This is a genomic window from Methylocystis sp. NC52PC, assembly GCF_055698645.1.
In genome coordinates, this window is sequence record NZ_CP170127.1 from 1,979,990 (window position 1) to 1,996,243 (window position 16,254).

Here is a 16,254-nt window from a genome sequence, read left to right on the forward strand (position 1 = left end):
AGATGGGTAATCGAGACAAGGCTCAATCTGCGCAGGGCGCCGTGGACGCCCCGACGCGGCGCGGCTTTCTTCTCAACGCCGGCGCCTGCGCGGCGTCGGCGACTCTTGGCGGTCCTGCGCGGGCCGCGGCCAGCGAGACGGCTTCGTCGCAATGGGATTACCGCTGCGCCGGCGAACTCGCCGCGGCGCTGCGCGATCGGCGCATCTCGGCGCTGGAGCTCGTCGACGGCGCCATCGCGCGGATCGAGGCGCTGGACGCGTCCATCAACGCCGTGCCGGTGCGCGACTTCGATCGCGCTCGCGCAGCGGCGCGAGCGGCGGATGCGGCGCTGGCGCGGGGCGAGACCGGCGCTTTGCTCGGCGTTCCTGTTACTGTAAAGGAGTCCTTCAATGTCGCCGGCCTGCCCACCTGCTGGGGGGATCCGCGCTTCAGACGCTTCACGCCGAAGGAAGACGCTCTCGCCGTTGCAAGGTTGAAAAAGGCCGGCGCCGTCATCCTCGGCAAGACCAATGTGTCGCAATGGCTGAGCGATTGGCAGAGCGACAACAGCGTCTATGGAACGACCAACAATCCTTTCCATCTCTGCCGCACGCCGGGCGGATCGTCGGGCGGTTCGGCGGCGGCGCTGGCGGCGGGTTTTGGCGCGCTGTCGCTTGGCTCCGACATGGGCGGCTCCCTGCGCGAACCGGCGCATGATTGCGGGATCTACGCCCATAGGCCGACGCCGGGCCTCGTTCCGCGCCGGGGCCATGCGTTTCCCGATACACCCCCTTTGCCGGTTGAGCACGATCTCGCCGTTATCGGCCCGATGGCGCGCTGCGCCGCCGATTTGGCGCTGGCGCTCGACATTGTCGCCGGGCCGGACGAGATCGGCGCGGGCGTCGGCTACAGGCTCGCCTTGCCGCCGCCGCGCCATGAGAAGCTCAGCGACTTTCGCGTGCTCATCATCGATCGTCATCCCCTTGGCCCAACGGGAAGCGACATCGGTCTGGCGCTCGCGACATTGGCCGAACGTCTCGGGCGTGCCGGCGCAGGCGTCGCCGACAGGCGCGCCTTGGCGCCCGACCTTGCGCAGGCGACGCGTCTTCACGTGCGTCTGCTCTCCGCCTATTGGGGCGCGGGTCTTCCTGTCGCGGCCTACCATAGGCTTTATGGCGCCGCCGACGCCGTTTCCCCAACCGATCGCAGCCTCGCGGCCGAACGCGCACGCGGCGCGGTCTTGAGCTTTCGCGAATGGCGCGGCCTCGAGGCCGAGCGCGCTGAACTGCAGCAAAAATGGCGCGAACTCTTTCGCGACGTCGACGTCGTGCTTTGCCCCGCCGCTCCAACGACCGCTCTTCCGCACGACCATTCGACGCCGCTCGAGGCGCGACGCGTGCGGGTCGACGGCAAGCCTGTCTCCTATCTCGACGCTCATACGATCTGGGCGGCGCCGGCGACCATCGGGGGGCTGCCGGCGACCGTGGCGCCGATCGCGCAGGACGGCTCCGGCCTGCCGATCGGCGTGCAGATCATTGGTCCGTCTTACGAGGATCGAACCGCCATCGCCTTCGCGACGCTGCTCGAACGCGCCTTCGGCGGCTTTACGCCGCCCACGAAGAAGGCCTCGCGGCTGTCCTGCGCGAAAGACGGGATCAATGCGCCATCGGCGGGGCGGCGCCGAGCGGCGCGCGCCGCAGGATCGTGGCGAGCGGAATAACGAGGGCGGCGAGCAGCATCAAGGTGTGGAAGACGTCGATATAGGCAGCAGCGACGACTGCATCTCGAGCTGCCGCCCGATCCATTGTGTCGCCTGCCGCTGCGCGAGCGACGCCGAACCGCCGAGCGAGAGGAAATAGTCGATGAGGCGCTGCAGCGTCTGCTGATAGTGCAAATTTGAGGGGATTGCGGCGTCGGCAAGTCTGCTCATGTAGCTTCGACGCCGTCGACGGCGCTCTTGCGCCGCGCCTGTTCCTGCTGGAGCGTCGAGGATGCTTGCTGCTGGCGCTGCACCGTGCCTGTGCCGCGTTGCACGAGGGTCTGCGAGCGCTCGGCTTCCTGCTGCGCAAAGCGCAGCGCCGCTGCAGATTGCGCGACATTTGCTTCCGAAGGGAATTGCCGTGCGTCGATGAAGGCGTCGTCCGTGCTTTCGAAGTGAGACGTGTGCTCCCAATAGAGATAGCCCGCTCCGACGAGCGCGAGGGCCAGAATGGTCGACAGGATGATGAGCAATGCGCGCCGCCGCGTGCGTTGCGCGGGGGCCTCCGCCGTCACATCGACGGCGTCGCCTGAACGCCTGGCGTCAATCGCTCTTGTTTCTGTCATGGATAAGGCGCCTCGCCCTCACTCAACTAATGTGGCGAGGCCGGAAACCCATGCGCTGACATTATTTCAGCGTATAAAGATAGGCGGCGATGTCGCGGCTCTGCTCGGGGGAAACGCCCATATTGGGCATCACATTGCCAGGAACGATTTTCTGCGGGTCCTGCAGCCAGGCCTCGAGATTTTCCGGCGTGTTTCGCAAGACGCCAGCAATGTATACCCGCCGTCCAATGCGGTTGAGCGGCGGGCCGACAAGCCCGTTCGCGCCATTGACGCCGGGAATGGTGTGACAGGCGCCGCAGCCAATCGCCGCAATCTCCTGCGCGCCTTTTTGCGGGTCGCCGCCCGTTGCTTCGCTCGCCGCCGCCGTGGCCGCGAAGCGCTTCGGCGTGACGTCGTCGCATCCGGCGAGCGACAGGGAACATAAGACAAAGACGAGGGCCGCCCCTCCGCCTCTGCTTCTACGAGACGCGCGTCGTTCCGCTTCGCTGATCCAGCCCGAAAGCAGCGCCAGAACAGCGATAAGATAGGCGAGCCCGCCCGGAATCCACATGACGAGTCCAGCGAGCTGCTGGTCTTCGAGCGGCGTCAGTCCGAGGCGTGCGGCCTGCGCCGCGTCGATCTGATAGAGCGGCCGCGACGACAGGGCGATGAGGGCGCCTGGCAGGCCGCTCAGCAGCGCCGCGCTCGCAACGAACAGCAACCGCGCGCCATGGCCCAGCGCATGTGCGCGCGCGGGCGCGAGAACGACGGACCAAAAGCCATAGGCGCCAAGAAAGAAGCTGGCGTGCTCCAGCGCATGAGCCGCCTCGTTGCGCAGCCCCCAGGCGTAGAGGGTCGGCAAATGCCACAGCAAAAAGAGTCCCGTGAACCACAGCCAGAGAGCTACGGGCGCTGCGACGACCGCCGATATTTTCAGGGCGGAGGACAGCGCCGGGGCGGGAAGCGTCGGCGACAAGGCGTAGACAGCCGCCTGTGACGTTTTTGCCGCGACGAACAGCGGCGCGCAGACCAGCATTAACGCGAGATGCTGCGCCATATGCGTCGAAAACAGACGCTCGCCCCATGCGCTGGCTGGCGAAGCGACGACGGCGTAAGACAAGAGAAGCGCGACTGCGCAATATCCGATGTGCCGGGCCGTAATGACGCGTCCGAAGGCGCCTTTTGCAGCGATTCTTTGGACGCCGCGACCGTAGACGAGAGCGACAAGGGCAAGGATCAAAAGCGCGAGCGGATGGGGAAACGCGGGCGCAGCTTCGTGCCCGGGATCTGCGAGGACTTCTCCGGGCGCCGCCAAGGCGACGAGGAAAAGGAGCGCGGCTAGCTTCCGCATCCCGGAACTCCCACCGCCGCAATGGTTCCAAAAACTATTTGAAGGATGAACCACACCCCCGACCACACGCCCCAAATAGCGAAGAAGCGCGTTCGGCCCTCTCCGGCCTCGACCAAATGCGCATGGCCCCCGGCCGCCTCTTCGCTCACGCGCCGCCAGATCACATAAGATACGATGGTCGCCGCGATCGCGATCGCCAAGGCGAGCAAATTGATGGCGAGGAGTTCAGCGTGCAGCGATCCCCAGATCGGCGCGGATTTCGGCGCCTCGCGTGGAAAACAAGCCTCACTCGCGAGACCATAGTTTATGAGGAGCTGTGCGGACCAGGCGAGCGGCGCGGCGAGAAGCGCCGAAAAAAGCACAGAGTCGGAGACGCGGCTCCGATGCGGCGCCGGATGCTCGACTCCATAAGCTTCCATGATCTCTCTGGGCATTGGCTCATCCTATGTAAGGCGTGACATAAAAGGTGAAGAAGATCGTCAGCCAGATCAGATCGACGAAATGCCAGTAGAGCGCAGCGATCGACAAAGCCGCGTGCCTTTCCCGATCAAAATAGCCGAGCAAAGACCACAGCAGAACGGCCGCGAGCATGAGCGCGCCAACGACGACATGGGCCATGTGGAAGCCCGTCGTGATAAAATAGGCGGAGCCGTAGGAGCCGGATCCAAGCGTGAAGGGCTTGTCGCGCCATTCGAGGAATTGGATGGCGAGAAAGACGACGCCAAGGAGAAGGGCGATCGCGAGCCCCAGCGATTGCGCCTTGGTTTTGCCGCGCGCCGCGCTGTTCTCCGCCCACCAGACGAAGGCGCTGCTCAACAGCAGGACGACCGTGTTCGGTCCCGCAAGACGCAGGCTCGGCGCCTCGGGAATCCATATGCGGCCGTATTGTACGACGAAGTAGTAGTAGGTGAAGAGCAGATAAGCGAAGAGAGAGCCTTCCGTCATCACGACGGTCAGCATGCCCCACCAGCCGAAGGGTTTGTGACCGACGCTGCCGACCGGGAGTCGCCGAAGCGCTTCGTCAGACATGCGCCTGCTCCGAGATTTGTCCCATCGCGCGTTGCGGCCACAGCCAGACGAGAAGGGTGGCGAAGAGCAGGAGCGTAAAGATCGTCGCGCCGATCCAGGCGTGAAGAAGCGCCGCCGCTCCGAGCGCCGTCGCCGCGAGCGCGGCAAGAAGCGGCGCCAGCGTATCGGGCGGCATTTTCTGGATGGCGTCCGGCTCGGCGTCGAGCGCCGTCGTCGTGAGCATCTCCTTGCCGTCGTCGAGAATCATGCCGCGCTGGAGGGAAGAACGCTCACCGCTCTCGTCGAGGCTGCCTTCCCAAAGCGGATGGCGGCTCGCGACGGCCGGAATGACGGCGAAATTATAAGTCGGCGGCGGAGAAGTCGTCGCCCATTCGAGCGTCGGCCCGCCCCAGGGATCGGGTCCCGCCGCGGCGCCATGACGGCGGCTTACATACATATTCACCAAAAGCAGCAAAACGCCCGCCGCCAAAATGAAGGCGCCGATGGTCGTCACCACATTGACAGCCGTCCAGCCGAGACCTTCGGGGTAAGTGTAAATCCGCCGCGGCATGCCCGCGAGGCCCGTCCAGTGCATGGGCAAGAAGGCGATATTGAAGCCGAGAAAGACGGTCCAGAAATTCCAGCGGCCGAGGCGTTCGTCGAGAAGACGTCCGGTCATTTTCGGGAACCAGACATAGAGCCCGCCCATGACGGCAAGCACATTGATGCCAATTAGAACGTAGTGAATATGGGCGACGACGAAATAAGTGTCGGTGAGCTGCTGATCGGCAGGCGCGGCCGCCGTCATCACGCCCGAGACGCCGCCGAGCGTAAACATCACGATGAATCCTGCGAAGAAGAGAAAGGCGGTGGAGAGCACCGGCCGCCCGGTCCAGATGGTGGCGATCCAGGCGAAAACCGCCACCGCGCTCGGAACGGTGATCACGAAGGAGGCGGCGCTGAAGAAGGAAAGCGCGAGGTAAGGAATGCCGGTCGCGAACATATGGTGCAGCCAGACGCCGAACCCCATCACCATGGTCGCGACAGTGGCGAGGACGACGACCGTATAGCCGACGAGCGGGCGACGACAAAAGATTGGCAGCGCGTCGGAGACGATGCCCATCGCCGGAAGAACGACGACATAGACCCACGGATGCGCGAATATCCAGAAAAGATGCTGCCACAGAAGCGGCTGGCCTTGTCCGGGGTTGAAGAAATCCGTCCCAAACTGGCGATCCGTCCACAAGAGAAAGAAGGCGAGGCTGACCGCGGGAACGGAAAAGAGAATCCCGAAGGAGGCCGTCACCGTTCCCCACGTAAGGATGGGAACGCGGTTGATCGACATGCCAGGCGCACGGGCGCGCAGGAAGGTGACGACGAAATTCGCCGCGCCCGCCGTGGAGGAGACCCCGAACAGGATCATGCCGATGGCGTAAAAATCCATGTTTGGGCCAGGATTGTAACGCATCGAAGCATAAGGCGGGTAATTGAACCAGCCGTCGTTGGGCCCGTAACCCATAACGAAGCCGGCGTAGATGAAAAGTCCCGAGAAGAGATAGATCCAGTAGGAGAAGGCGTTCAGTCTCGGAAACGCCATGTCGCGCGCGCCGAGAAGCAAAGGGAAGAGATAAACGCTGAAGCCGGAGAGAACGGGCTGCGCGTAGAGAAAAATCATTGTGAGGCCGTGCATCGAAAAGAGCTGATTATATTGCTCCGGCGTGAGCAGCGTCTTGTTGGGGCCGGCGAGCTGGACGCGCATGACGAGCGCCTCGAGCCCGCCAAGGATCAGAAAGATGAAGGCGGTGGCGATATAGCGCTTGCCGTATTCCTTATGGTCTACGGTCGAAAGCCAACCGCGCAGACCGGCCTCGCCTTCCCATATTCGAGCAAGCCGCTCGCGCGCCGGAGCGCCCGATTGCTGCAGCTCGAGGGAGCGGTCAGAATCGGCGACAGCCATGCGCGTCTCCCTATTTCAAGCTTTGCACGTAGCGGCGGATCGCACCGAGTTCCGAGGCCTGCAAGTCCAGCGTCGGCATCTTGTTTCCGGGTTTGATCCGCTGTGGATCGGCAATCCAGCCGCTCAGAGTCGCCGTAGTGTTTTGCAGCGTGTTTGCTGCGATGCCGAGACGACTTGCAACATGCGTGAGATCGGGTCCGAGCTTGCCGCCGGCGAGCGTGCCGCGAACCGTGTGGCAGGCGCTGCAGCGGGCCTGAAACAGGGCCTCGCCTTCAATAAGGCCGCCTTGCTGCGCTTCGGCCGGGTGCAGCTGCGCCACGCGCCATGCCTGAAAGGCCTCCGGCGTCTCGGCGACGACGGCGATCGCCATATGGGCGTGTTGCTGCCCACAATATTCCGCGCATTGCCCGCGATAGACGCCAGGCTTTTCGGCCTCGAACCAGGTTACGTTTGTCTGACTGGGAATAAGGTCGATCTTCTCGCCGAGCGCTGGAATCCAGAAGGAATGGATGACGTCCTGTGTACGGACTTCCAGGCGCACCGGCGCGCCGATCGGAATATGCGCTTCATTGGCGGTCTCGAATGTTTGCGCGGGATCGTCGCTCTTGTAGCGGAACTGCCACCACCATTGATGGCCGATGACTTCGATGGTGAGCGCCGGGGCGCGCGGCGGTCTGTTGACCGCAGCCATCGTATAGGCGTTCCACGCCATGGAGGCGAAGAGCGCAAGCGTCGACAGCGCGACGCCGACGGTGATCCACGAGAGGCCGCCGCTGGGACGAAGGACCGGTTCGCGTTTCGCGTCTTCGGCTGCGAGCGACGTCCGTCGCATCGTTACGCCTGCCGCCGTCAGCAACGCGATGATGGCTACGACCGCAATCGAGAGGATCAGCAGCGCCCAGGTCAGCAGCGAGATTGCCTCCGCCTTTTCGCCGAAAGCCTCAAGATAATTCATCGCCGGGTCGGCGGGCGTCGGCATCAGCGTTTCTCGCTGGGTTTCTGGCCGAAACTGAAACGCTGCGTTTCCTTCCAGGGCGCCGCCGTGTCCGCAAATTCGGCGGGGACCTGTTCGATATTGAACGCCTCATGCGAGAAGGTCTGCCCCCATGTCGAAGACGGCTCGCGGCTGATGCTGTGAATATAGGCGACGAGATCCCAGATGATGTTTTCGGGCAGCATGGCGCCCCAGGCGGGCATGCCGTTCGGCCGTCCCTGATAAATGCTCAGGTAGATATTCTGCGGTTCGCCGCCGTAAACGAAGAATTTGTTGCTGAGCGAAGGGCCCATGCCGCCGCCGGCATTGGGCGCGTGGCAACCACTGCAATTGAACGTATTGAAATAGCTCATCCCGCGCTGGATTGCTTCGGGATTGCCGCCAACCGGGTTTTTGATCGTCGGGCTCGGGCCGGTGTTTCCGGGCAGGAGCGTGGAGACGGGCGCCTCCAGTATTTGACGAGGGCTGGCGTAGGGCGGAACAGGCGCGCCTTGCGCTGCTGGGCCACTTGTCGGCGGCGGCTGCGGCTTCTCCGCCTCGGGCGAGGGCGCCACGGGCGCGGCGGGTTGAGGCGCCTGTTGCGCGGGCGGCGCAGGTTGCGGCGCGTGGCGACGAACGGGACGCGCCGGCGCCGAGGCGGCGGCGAGACTAAGGGCTGTAACAACGGCGAAAAGAGAGAGACGCCGCATGTGCATGGCCCGTTCTCCTAGCGAGCGCCTTTGGACGCGATGGGGACGCCGTAACGCTTGAGCAACGCGTCGATCTCCGCCCCCTTGTGCGCGATGATGTCATCGAGCCGCTGTCTCAACGCGGCGTCGCCTTTGCGCACGCCCATGGAGATGTCGAAGGAAAATTGCAGCGGCGCGAAGTCCTCGGTGTTCTCGATCGAGACGACGCGTAGCGGAACAGGCGAATTGAGCGCCGCATAGCCCGCGAGCGGGCCCCATGCCGCCGCGAGCTCGACGTCTCCCCTTTCCACCGCTTCAATCAACCGCGCCGGCGGAGCGGCGTCGCGATAATCGCCATAAATCGAATAGCCGATCACGTTGCCGACGATGCCCTGGTCGCCCAAGGCATGGGCGGGCGGCGCGCTCATGCCGTCGTCGCCAAAGAGAGGCACCCCAATTTTCAGCTTGCGCAACCGGGGATCCTTCAGCGAGGCGACGTCGATGTTGCGGTCCTCTCTCGAAACGAAGACATAGCTCGAGCGATAATAGGGACGCGTTGTCGCGACCGGGTCATACTGTGTCGGAACGCCCATGACGACGTCGCAGAGCCCCGCCTTGAGCGTGTTGCGGATGAAGCCGCGGCGTTGCGCCCACCAGACGTAAGAGACTGTCCGGCCCATCTCGCGCGCCACGAGTTCGGCGAGCCTGTTCTCCAAGCCGTTTCCACTTGCGTCCGAAAAGGGGAGATTATTCGGATCCGCACAGACGCGCAGCACATTCGGCTCAGCGCCTGCGGCGTTGTGGCCGCCGAGCGTTAAAACGAGTGCGGCGCATGTGGCGCACAGTGGATTTTTCAGCCGCATTCCAAGGCCCTCATGGCGCGGGCTGCTGGGGCGGCGCGCCGGCGTCGCTGAGCGAGAAGACGAGCAGCGTGCTGCCGCCGACGGTGTAGAGGGGCAAATCCTGCGTGGCGCCCACGAAGCCGAGCGCGCCATTGCGTACGCGCGGATCAATCTCGGCGTTGGCGACAACGCCGGGCCAGCCGCCGACGCCGGAGAGAATGGCGACATATTGAACGCCGTCGCGCCCCACATACGTCACCGGCTGACCGATGAAGCCGGACGGACCGCGAAACTGCCAGAGCAACTGGCCGCTCTTGGCGTCGAGCGCTTTGAACAGCCGGTCCATCGTTCCATAGAAGACGACGTCGCCCGCGGTCGCGAGGGCGCCGCTCCAGACAGGAAGTTTTTCAGTGATCGCCCACGCCTTGGCGCGTTTGACCGGGTCCCAGGCGAGGAATTCGCCGCGATGCCCGCCCGGTCCGGCATACATGTCGACGGTCGCGCCGACGAAGGGCGTTCCTGCGATATAGCTCACTTCGCTCGCATTGAAATTGGCGCATAGATGCTGATGCGGAACGTAGAGCAGCTTCGTCCGCGGCGACCAGGCCATCGGCTGCCAGTCCTTGGCGCCGGGCGGCGCGGGGCAGATGTTTTCAACCGTCTTGTTGAGGACAGGCGCCAACGCGTCATTGGGCGCAATGCGGCCCGTCTTGAGGTCGATCCCCTTATAGACCGTGACCGTATCGTAAGGGTCCGCCGACAGGACCTCGCCCGTCGCCCGGTCCATAACATACATATATCCATTGCGCCCGGGATGGATCAGAACCTTGCGCAAGGCGCCGCCGATCTCCAGTTCGAGCAGGATATTTTCATTGACTTCGTCGTGGTCCCAAAGATCGTGCGGGCTCATCTGATAGGCCCACTTGGCGTGGCCGGTGTCGACGTCGCGGGCGAAGACCGTGCTTGTCCAGAGGTTGTCGCCGGGACGCTGGTTGGCGTTCCACGGACCTGGGTTGCCCGTGCCGTAGAACACCAGATTGGTCTCGGGATCATAGGAAAGCCATCCCCACACGGTGCCGCCGCCGGTGCGCCAGTGGTCGGCGGGCCAAGTCGCCACCCCGAGGTCTTTTCCCTTCATCCAGTCATAGTGCGGCTTGAAATCCCCGCCGATCAGCGTTTCAGCGTCAGGGCCGGTTGAATAGGCGCGCCAGACAATTTTCCCGCTCGCTTGATCGACGGCCGTGAGCCAGCCGCGCACGCCCATTTCGCCGCCGCTATTGCCCGCCAGGACTTTTCCTTTGACGGCGAGCGGGGCCATGGTGATCGTCTCGCCGAGATTGATGTCGCCGAGCTTCGTCACCCAGAGTTCTTTCCCGCTCTGCGCATCGAGCGCGACCATGTGGTCGTCGAGCGTATTGAGAAAGATCTTGCCATTGTCATAGGCGAGGCCGCGGTTGACGACGTCGCAGCAGGCGACCCCTTTCGCGGCGAGATCGGGCTTTGGCGCATAGGACCATTTCAATTCGCCGGAGGCCGCGTCGAGCGCGAACACCTGATTGGGGCGCGGACCATCGTAAGGGCCCACGACATACATGACGCCGTCGATCACGAGCGGCGCCGCCTCCTGGCCGCGATCGGCGCCGATCGAAAACGCCCATGCCAGTTTCAATCTTGAAACATTGCCAGCGTTGATCTGATCGAGAGCGCTGAAGCGCGTATTGGCGTAATCGCGCGGGGCCATGGGCCAGTTGCGGGCGTCTGAGGAAAGCGCGTCGAGGGGCTGCTGGGCGAAGGCATGTGCGCCGAACGCGCTCGCTAAAAGCGCGATGCCGAGCCGCGCCGCCGCGGCGGACACAACAGTCGCAAGCGAGGGAATTTCCAGCATCGCCGCCTCTCTTATTGAAACGAAGCAATGGGGCCATTTGGAAAGGGGCTCCGGCAGGACGTAGCGCGCGCCGCCACGGGAGCGAGCAGAGCAATAGCGCGGCTCGGCGTTTCGACTCGCTTTTCAGTGGATTGTCCCGGCGCCGCGACGCCGCCAGTTAAGGGGGCGTTCGCCATTGCAGTTGGAAGGAACAGGATGATGCGGCGGAAAGCGATGCGGCAGACGGCCTCGACAGAGGCGATCGTCAATGGGCTCGGCTGGTTTTCGCTCGGCCTCGGATTTCTCGAATTCTTCGCCCCGAAAAGCGTGGGCAGGCCGCTGGGCATGGAGCGGCAATCCACTCTGCTGCAGACGTACGGCCTCAGGGAAATGATCGCCGGCCTTGGCGTTCTCCTGTCGCGCCGGCCGGCGGCGTGGCTCTGGGCGCGCGCCTTCGGCGACGTCGTCGACATGGCGACCGTCGCGCCAAAACTAGGCAGTCGCGACGCGAGCGTGCGGAAGGCGAATGGCTTAGCGGCGCTGGCGATCGGCCTCGTCGCGGCGCTCGACGTCTATTACGCCATGAAGACGGCGCGCTGAACGGACGACGTCGGCGCTCTTGCAAACTTTGGCCCGGACGTGTCCGGGCTCTCCGACATGGCGGAAAAACTCCAGAAATATTTTGAGCAGAGTTTGAGAAACGAGGAAAACCACCCGGGACGAATTTGACTCCAAGACGATGATCCCCGTTTTCCTTATCCTTTCAGGCCGTTCAACCGTCGCCTTGCCGTCATACTCCGGAAATACGCCGGCTGGGCGATCAGGCTACCGTCGCTGAAGTGCAGGAATGGCGACGCGCGAGTTGACCTCGGCCGTAAAAAGAAGCCTATGCTCGACCGGCTCTCGCACATTGTGGAACGCTCAGCCCCTTCATGTCGCTCGCTGTAATCCTTCGCCAGCTGCCGCCCTACCAACGTGTCTTGGCGGGAGCCATCGCCGCCGGGGTTCTGGCCGGCGCGCTCTGGATTGCGCGGTCCGGAGGCGGCGGGAACGCCACCGCCCCTCATCAAGCCGGCGGAATGGGCGAGCGGACCCAGATCATTCGAAGCCAAGGGAAAATCTTTATTCCGGAGGGCTCGCCCTATCGGGCGCGCGTCGCCGTTGCGCCGGCGCAGCAAAAAAGCATTAGCCGCAGCAAATTGGTCACGGGGACCGTCGAGGCCGATCCGACCCGCACCGTGAAGATTCTGGCTCCGGTGGCCGGTCGCGTCGCGGGTCTCGACGTCTCGCTCGGCGACACCGTGAAAAAAGGGCAGCGCCTCGCCACGATCGACTCCGGCGACCTCGCCCAGGCTGTCGCGGACGCCGAGAAAGCCCGCGCCACCGTCAAGCTCACAAAGAGCGCCCTGGAGCGCGCGGTCGGCCTCAATAAGGCCGGCGGCCTGGCGCTCAAAGAGCTGGAACAGGCGCAGAACGACTACCATCAGGCGACGTCTGAACTGAAGCGCGCGGAGGCGCGTCTAGAAGTGATCGGCGACAGCGGGACGGTCTCCGGCCAGCGGCAGATCGTCCTGACCTCGCCGATCGACGGGACCATCACCTCGCTCGATACCGCGCCCGGCGATTTCATCGACAACGCCACCGAGTCGATGATGACCATCTCCAATCTCGAGAAAGTTTGGGTGACCGCCAGCGTTCAGGAGAAGGACCTCGCGTTCGTCCAGAAGGACGAACGCGTCGAGGTGTCGCTGCTCGCCTATCCCGGCGAGGTGTTCACCGGTCGCGTGCAAGTCATCAGCCAATTGCTGGAGGCCGATACGCGGCGCAACAAGGTGCGCATCTCCTTCGACAATCCCTATGGCTTGTTCAAGCTGAACATGTTCGCCACGGTGCGTTTCTACGCGCCCGGCGCCCAGAGCGTCGTCGTCCCGCGTTCCGCGCTCTTCATCGTCAACGACACGACGAGCGTCTTCATCGAAGTCGCGCCTTGGACTTTTCAGCGGCGGCCGGTGGTAATCGAGAGCGATTACGAAGGGTCGACCATCGTCCGCGGACTCGAGCCGGGTCAGCGCATCGTCGTGCGCGGCGGAGTTCTGCTCAATGATTGAGCGCGCCGTCGAATTCTGTCTGCAGAGACGCCTCGTCGTCATTCTGGCGACGATCCTCGTCTTCATCTACGGCCTCTACGCCTGGACGCAGCTCAAGCTCGAAGCCTATCCCGACGTGGGCGACGTGACGGTGATCGTCACAACCCAGGCCAGGGGTCTCGCCGCGGAAGAGATCGAGCAACAGATCACCGTGCCGCTCGAGCGTGCGCTCGCGAGCACGCCCGGCCTCGTGACGATGCGCTCGACCAGCACTTTCGCGCTTTCGCTCATCACGCTGGTGTTCAAGGACGGCGTCGAAGATTACTGGGCGCGCCAGCGCGTTCTCGAGCGCGTCAGCCAGGCGCCGCTGCCGTCGAGTTTCCAGCCGACGCTCGGCCCATTGACAAGTCCGGTAGGAGAGATTCTCCGATATTCAGTCGAATCCGACGAGAAGAGCTTGGACGAACTGTCCGAGATTCAGCGCTGGATCGTCGTGCCCGCGCTCAATCAGGTTCCCGGCGTCGCAAGCGTCGCGAACTTTGGCGGCCTCACCCGGCAGTTCCAGCTCGAGGTCGATCCTTTGGCGCTTCAGCGCTATGGCCTGGGGCTCTCCGACATCTCCAACGCCATCACCAGCAACAGCGCGAGCTCCGGCGGCAGCCGCATCACGCGCGGCGAACAGTCCTATGTGATCCGCAGCATCGGGCTTGTGCGAGATCTCGAGGACCTCGGCAATATCGTCGTCACCGAGCACAAGGGCACGCCGGTTCTCACCCGCGACCTCGGGACGCCGCGCATGAGCAGCCAGGAACGGGAAGGCGTTCTCGGCAAGGACCACACTTCGGACGCTATCCAGGGCACGGTCCAGATGCTCAAGGGCGAAAACGCCCAGCAGGTCCTTAAAGCGGTGCATGAGCGGCTGGAGCAGTTGCAGGCCGAGCTGGCGCCGCAAGGCGTGCGCATCGTCCCCTATCTCGACCGCAACGAGCTTGTCGACGCGACCGTCGAAAAGGTCGGCCATACGGTAGGGGAGGGCGTCGCGCTCGTCTTCATCGTGCTGATGCTCTTCCTCGGCAGCGCGCGCAGCGCGCTCGTCGTGGCGGTGACGATCCCGATCGCGCTGAGCGTCACCTTCATTTTGATGAACCTGACCAGGCTGCCGGCCAATCTGCTCTCGCTCGGCTCGATCGACTTCGGCGTCATCGTCGACGGCGCCATCGTCGTCACCGAAGCGATCCTGCGCGTGCGCGAACTCAATCCAACGCGCCCCTTGGAGACGGACGCGGTTCAATTCGTCGTCCGGCAGGTCGTCAATCCGATTTTCTTCGCCACTGTCATCATCATTACGGCCTATCTGCCGCTTTTGGGCCTCGAGCGCGTGGAGGCGAAGCTCTTCTCGCCGGTGGCCTATACAATCTCCTACGCTCTGTTCGGCGCATTGCTGTGCTCGCTCTTTGTCGTACCTGGCCTCGCCTATATCGCCTTCCACAAGCCGTCGAAGGTCTTCCACAATTTCATTTTGGAGCGGCTGCAGCAAAAATACGCCGAGCTGCTCGCCGCCTGCGTCGACAAGCCGAAAATCGTTTACGGGGCCGCCGGCGCCGCCTTGTTCGGCGTGATCGTCGCGGGCGCGACGATCGGTCGGGAGTTTCTGCCCAGCCTCGACGAAGGCTCGCTTTGGCTTCAGGTGCAGTTGCCGAGCGGCATCTCAATGGGCAAGGCGCAGGAAATGGCGCGCGACCTCAGAAACGCCGTCCTCGAATTCCCGGAAGTCTCGTTCATCGTCACGCAGATCGGGCGCAATGACGACCGCACCGATCCCTGGACCACGAGCCATATCGAGGCGCCTGTCGGCCTCAAGCCCTATGGCGAATGGCCCTCGGGGGAGACCAAGGCGGAGTTCGTCCGCCGTCTGAATGAGCGGTTGACGCAATTGCCTGGAATCGACGCCGGCGTCAGCCAGCCGATCATCGATAATGTGAATGAACTCGTGAGCGGCGCGCACAGCGCCCTGGTCGTCAAGGTCTTCGGAGAAGATCTGCGAGAGATGCGACGCATCGCCAGCGACATCGTCGCGACGCTGAAAGAGACGCCCGGCACGACCCAGGCCTCAATCGTCCAGGAACCGCCAATTCCGCAGATCGCCTTCCACGTCGATCGCACCACTGCGGCCCGCTATGGCATCAATGTCGCGGATGTCGCCAATCTCATTCAGACTGGCGTCGGCGGAAGCCCGATCGGCCAGATTTATGTGAACGACCGAAGCTACGATGTGACCGTGCGGTTTCCGCCGGAGGCGCGCAACAGCCCCGAGGCGCTCGGCAATCTTCTCGTCAACACGACCTCCGGAGCCCAGATTGCGCTTTCGCAGATCGCCAAGATTTCCCTGCAGAACGGCGAGAGCGCCATCTCTCATGAGAAGACCAAGCGCGCCCTGACCGTTCGCGTCGATTACGACAATCGAGACCTCTCATCCTATCTGTCGGACGCGCAGGCGCGCATCGCCAAAAACGTGTCGTTCGATCCCGCGCTCTACAAACTGGTCTGGGGCGGCAAGTTCGAGAACCAGCAGCGGGCCCAGGCGCGGCTGCGGATCATCTTGAGCGCGGTTCTGGCGCTGATGCTGATGATCCTTTACATCGGCTTCGGCAAGTTGCGCCATGCGTTGCTCATCCTCGCTGTCGTGCCGCTCGCGACGCTCGGCGGCCTTGTCTCGCTGCATATCCGGACCGACAGCCTCAATGTCGCGACGGGCGTCGGCTTCCTTGCGCTTTTCGGCGTGGCCGTTCAGAACGGCATCATCATGGTCGCCAATCTCAATCGCACGAGCGCCGTTCGCATCGCCTCGGCGCGGGCGCGCTGGGTGGCCACAGAGGTCGGACCGGACGCCATGCGGCGCGATGTCGTCGCGGCGATCAGAGCCGGCGTGATGGAAGGGGCGGCGGAACGGTTCCGGCCCGTGCTGATGACCTCTACAGTAGCCACCGTCGGCATGTTACCGGCTGCGATGGCGACAGGCGTCGGCAGCGACGTTCAACGCAGTCTGGCGACCGTTATCGTCGGCGGCCTCATCGTCGCGACGCTGCTGACGCTTTTCATTCTGCCGAGCTTCTATTTCGTGATCGAGTGCTTCGTCCGGACGCGCGACGAAAAGCTCGTCGTGCGGGAAGGGACGTCGGCGCGATGAGGCGGGGGCCGG

Annotated in this window: 14 protein-coding genes; 4 read left to right on the forward strand and 10 right to left on the reverse strand. The window is 63.8% G+C overall.

Going from position 1 to position 16,254, the window contains the following annotated elements; translation table 11 throughout:
* Window positions 1–2: 2 nt before the first annotated feature.
* Complete coding sequence (locus tag ACETII_RS11530; protein ID WP_472785566.1) at window positions 3–1,700, forward strand: amidase; 1,698 nt, start codon at window positions 3–5, stop codon at window positions 1,698–1,700.
* A gap of 18 nt (window positions 1,701–1,718) precedes the next feature.
* On the opposite strand, the gene ACETII_RS11535 is transcribed toward ACETII_RS11530, so the two are convergent.
* The 10 genes from ACETII_RS11535 to ACETII_RS11580 form a co-directional block, all read right to left on the reverse strand.
* Window positions 1,719–1,910, reverse strand: a complete 192-nt coding sequence (locus ACETII_RS11535) for a hypothetical protein (RefSeq protein WP_472785567.1) — start codon at window positions 1,908–1,910, stop codon at window positions 1,719–1,721.
* Complete coding sequence (locus ACETII_RS11540; RefSeq protein ID WP_472785568.1) at window positions 1,907–2,305, reverse strand: hypothetical protein; 399 nt, start codon at window positions 2,303–2,305, stop codon at window positions 1,907–1,909. The genes ACETII_RS11535 and ACETII_RS11540 overlap by 4 nt, the downstream gene beginning before the upstream one ends.
* A gap of 61 nt (window positions 2,306–2,366) precedes the next feature.
* A complete protein-coding gene (locus ACETII_RS11545; protein WP_472785569.1) occupies window positions 2,367–3,635 on the reverse strand; it encodes a cytochrome c oxidase assembly protein in 1,269 nt (422 codons plus the stop codon).
* Complete coding sequence (locus ACETII_RS11550; RefSeq protein WP_472785570.1) at window positions 3,623–4,069, reverse strand: hypothetical protein; 447 nt, start codon at window positions 4,067–4,069, stop codon at window positions 3,623–3,625. Before ACETII_RS11550 ends, ACETII_RS11545 begins: the two co-directional genes overlap by 13 nt.
* A gap of 4 nt (window positions 4,070–4,073) precedes the next feature.
* Window positions 4,074–4,664 carry a cytochrome c oxidase subunit 3 gene (locus ACETII_RS11555; RefSeq protein ID WP_472785571.1) on the reverse strand — a complete coding sequence of 197 codons (591 nt, stop codon included), beginning with the start codon at window positions 4,662–4,664 and terminating at the stop codon, window positions 4,074–4,076.
* Complete coding sequence (ctaD, locus tag ACETII_RS11560) at window positions 4,657–6,600, reverse strand: cytochrome c oxidase subunit I (protein ID WP_472785572.1); 1,944 nt, start codon at window positions 6,598–6,600, stop codon at window positions 4,657–4,659. Before ctaD ends, ACETII_RS11555 begins: the two co-directional genes overlap by 8 nt.
* Before the next feature lie 10 nt (window positions 6,601–6,610).
* Window positions 6,611–7,579, reverse strand: coding sequence for a cytochrome c oxidase subunit II (gene coxB / locus ACETII_RS11565; protein ID WP_363346045.1), 969 nt, complete (start codon window positions 7,577–7,579; stop codon window positions 6,611–6,613).
* The gene (locus ACETII_RS11570) at window positions 7,579–8,289 is read right to left on the reverse strand and encodes a c-type cytochrome (RefSeq protein WP_472785573.1); all 711 of its coding nucleotides are present in this window, start codon (window positions 8,287–8,289) and stop codon (window positions 7,579–7,581) included. Before ACETII_RS11570 ends, coxB begins: the two co-directional genes overlap by 1 nt.
* 11 nt (window positions 8,290–8,300) lie before the next feature.
* Window positions 8,301–9,125 (reverse strand): substrate-binding domain-containing protein, encoded by an 825-nt coding sequence (locus ACETII_RS11575; RefSeq protein ID WP_472785574.1) that lies wholly within the window; start codon window positions 9,123–9,125, stop codon window positions 8,301–8,303.
* A gap of 10 nt (window positions 9,126–9,135) precedes the next feature.
* Entirely contained in the window at window positions 9,136–10,989 is a 1,854-nt protein-coding gene (locus tag ACETII_RS11580) for a PQQ-dependent dehydrogenase, methanol/ethanol family (RefSeq protein ID WP_472785575.1), read from the reverse strand.
* A 195-nt stretch (window positions 10,990–11,184) separates the two neighbouring features.
* Between ACETII_RS11580 and ACETII_RS11585 the strand changes: the two genes are divergently transcribed.
* The 3 genes from ACETII_RS11585 (at window position 11,185) to ACETII_RS11595 (ending at window position 16,242) form a co-directional block, all read left to right on the forward strand.
* Window positions 11,185–11,568 carry a hypothetical protein gene (locus ACETII_RS11585; RefSeq protein ID WP_472785576.1) on the forward strand — a complete coding sequence of 128 codons (384 nt, stop codon included), beginning with the start codon at window positions 11,185–11,187 and terminating at the stop codon, window positions 11,566–11,568.
* A gap of 479 nt (window positions 11,569–12,047) precedes the next feature.
* Window positions 12,048–13,076 carry an efflux RND transporter periplasmic adaptor subunit gene (locus tag ACETII_RS11590; RefSeq protein WP_472785577.1) on the forward strand — a complete coding sequence of 343 codons (1,029 nt, stop codon included), beginning with the start codon at window positions 12,048–12,050 and terminating at the stop codon, window positions 13,074–13,076.
* Complete coding sequence (locus ACETII_RS11595) at window positions 13,069–16,242, forward strand: efflux RND transporter permease subunit (protein ID WP_472785578.1); 3,174 nt, start codon at window positions 13,069–13,071, stop codon at window positions 16,240–16,242. The genes ACETII_RS11590 and ACETII_RS11595 overlap by 8 nt, the downstream gene beginning before the upstream one ends.
* Window positions 16,243–16,254: the final 12 nt, after the last annotated feature.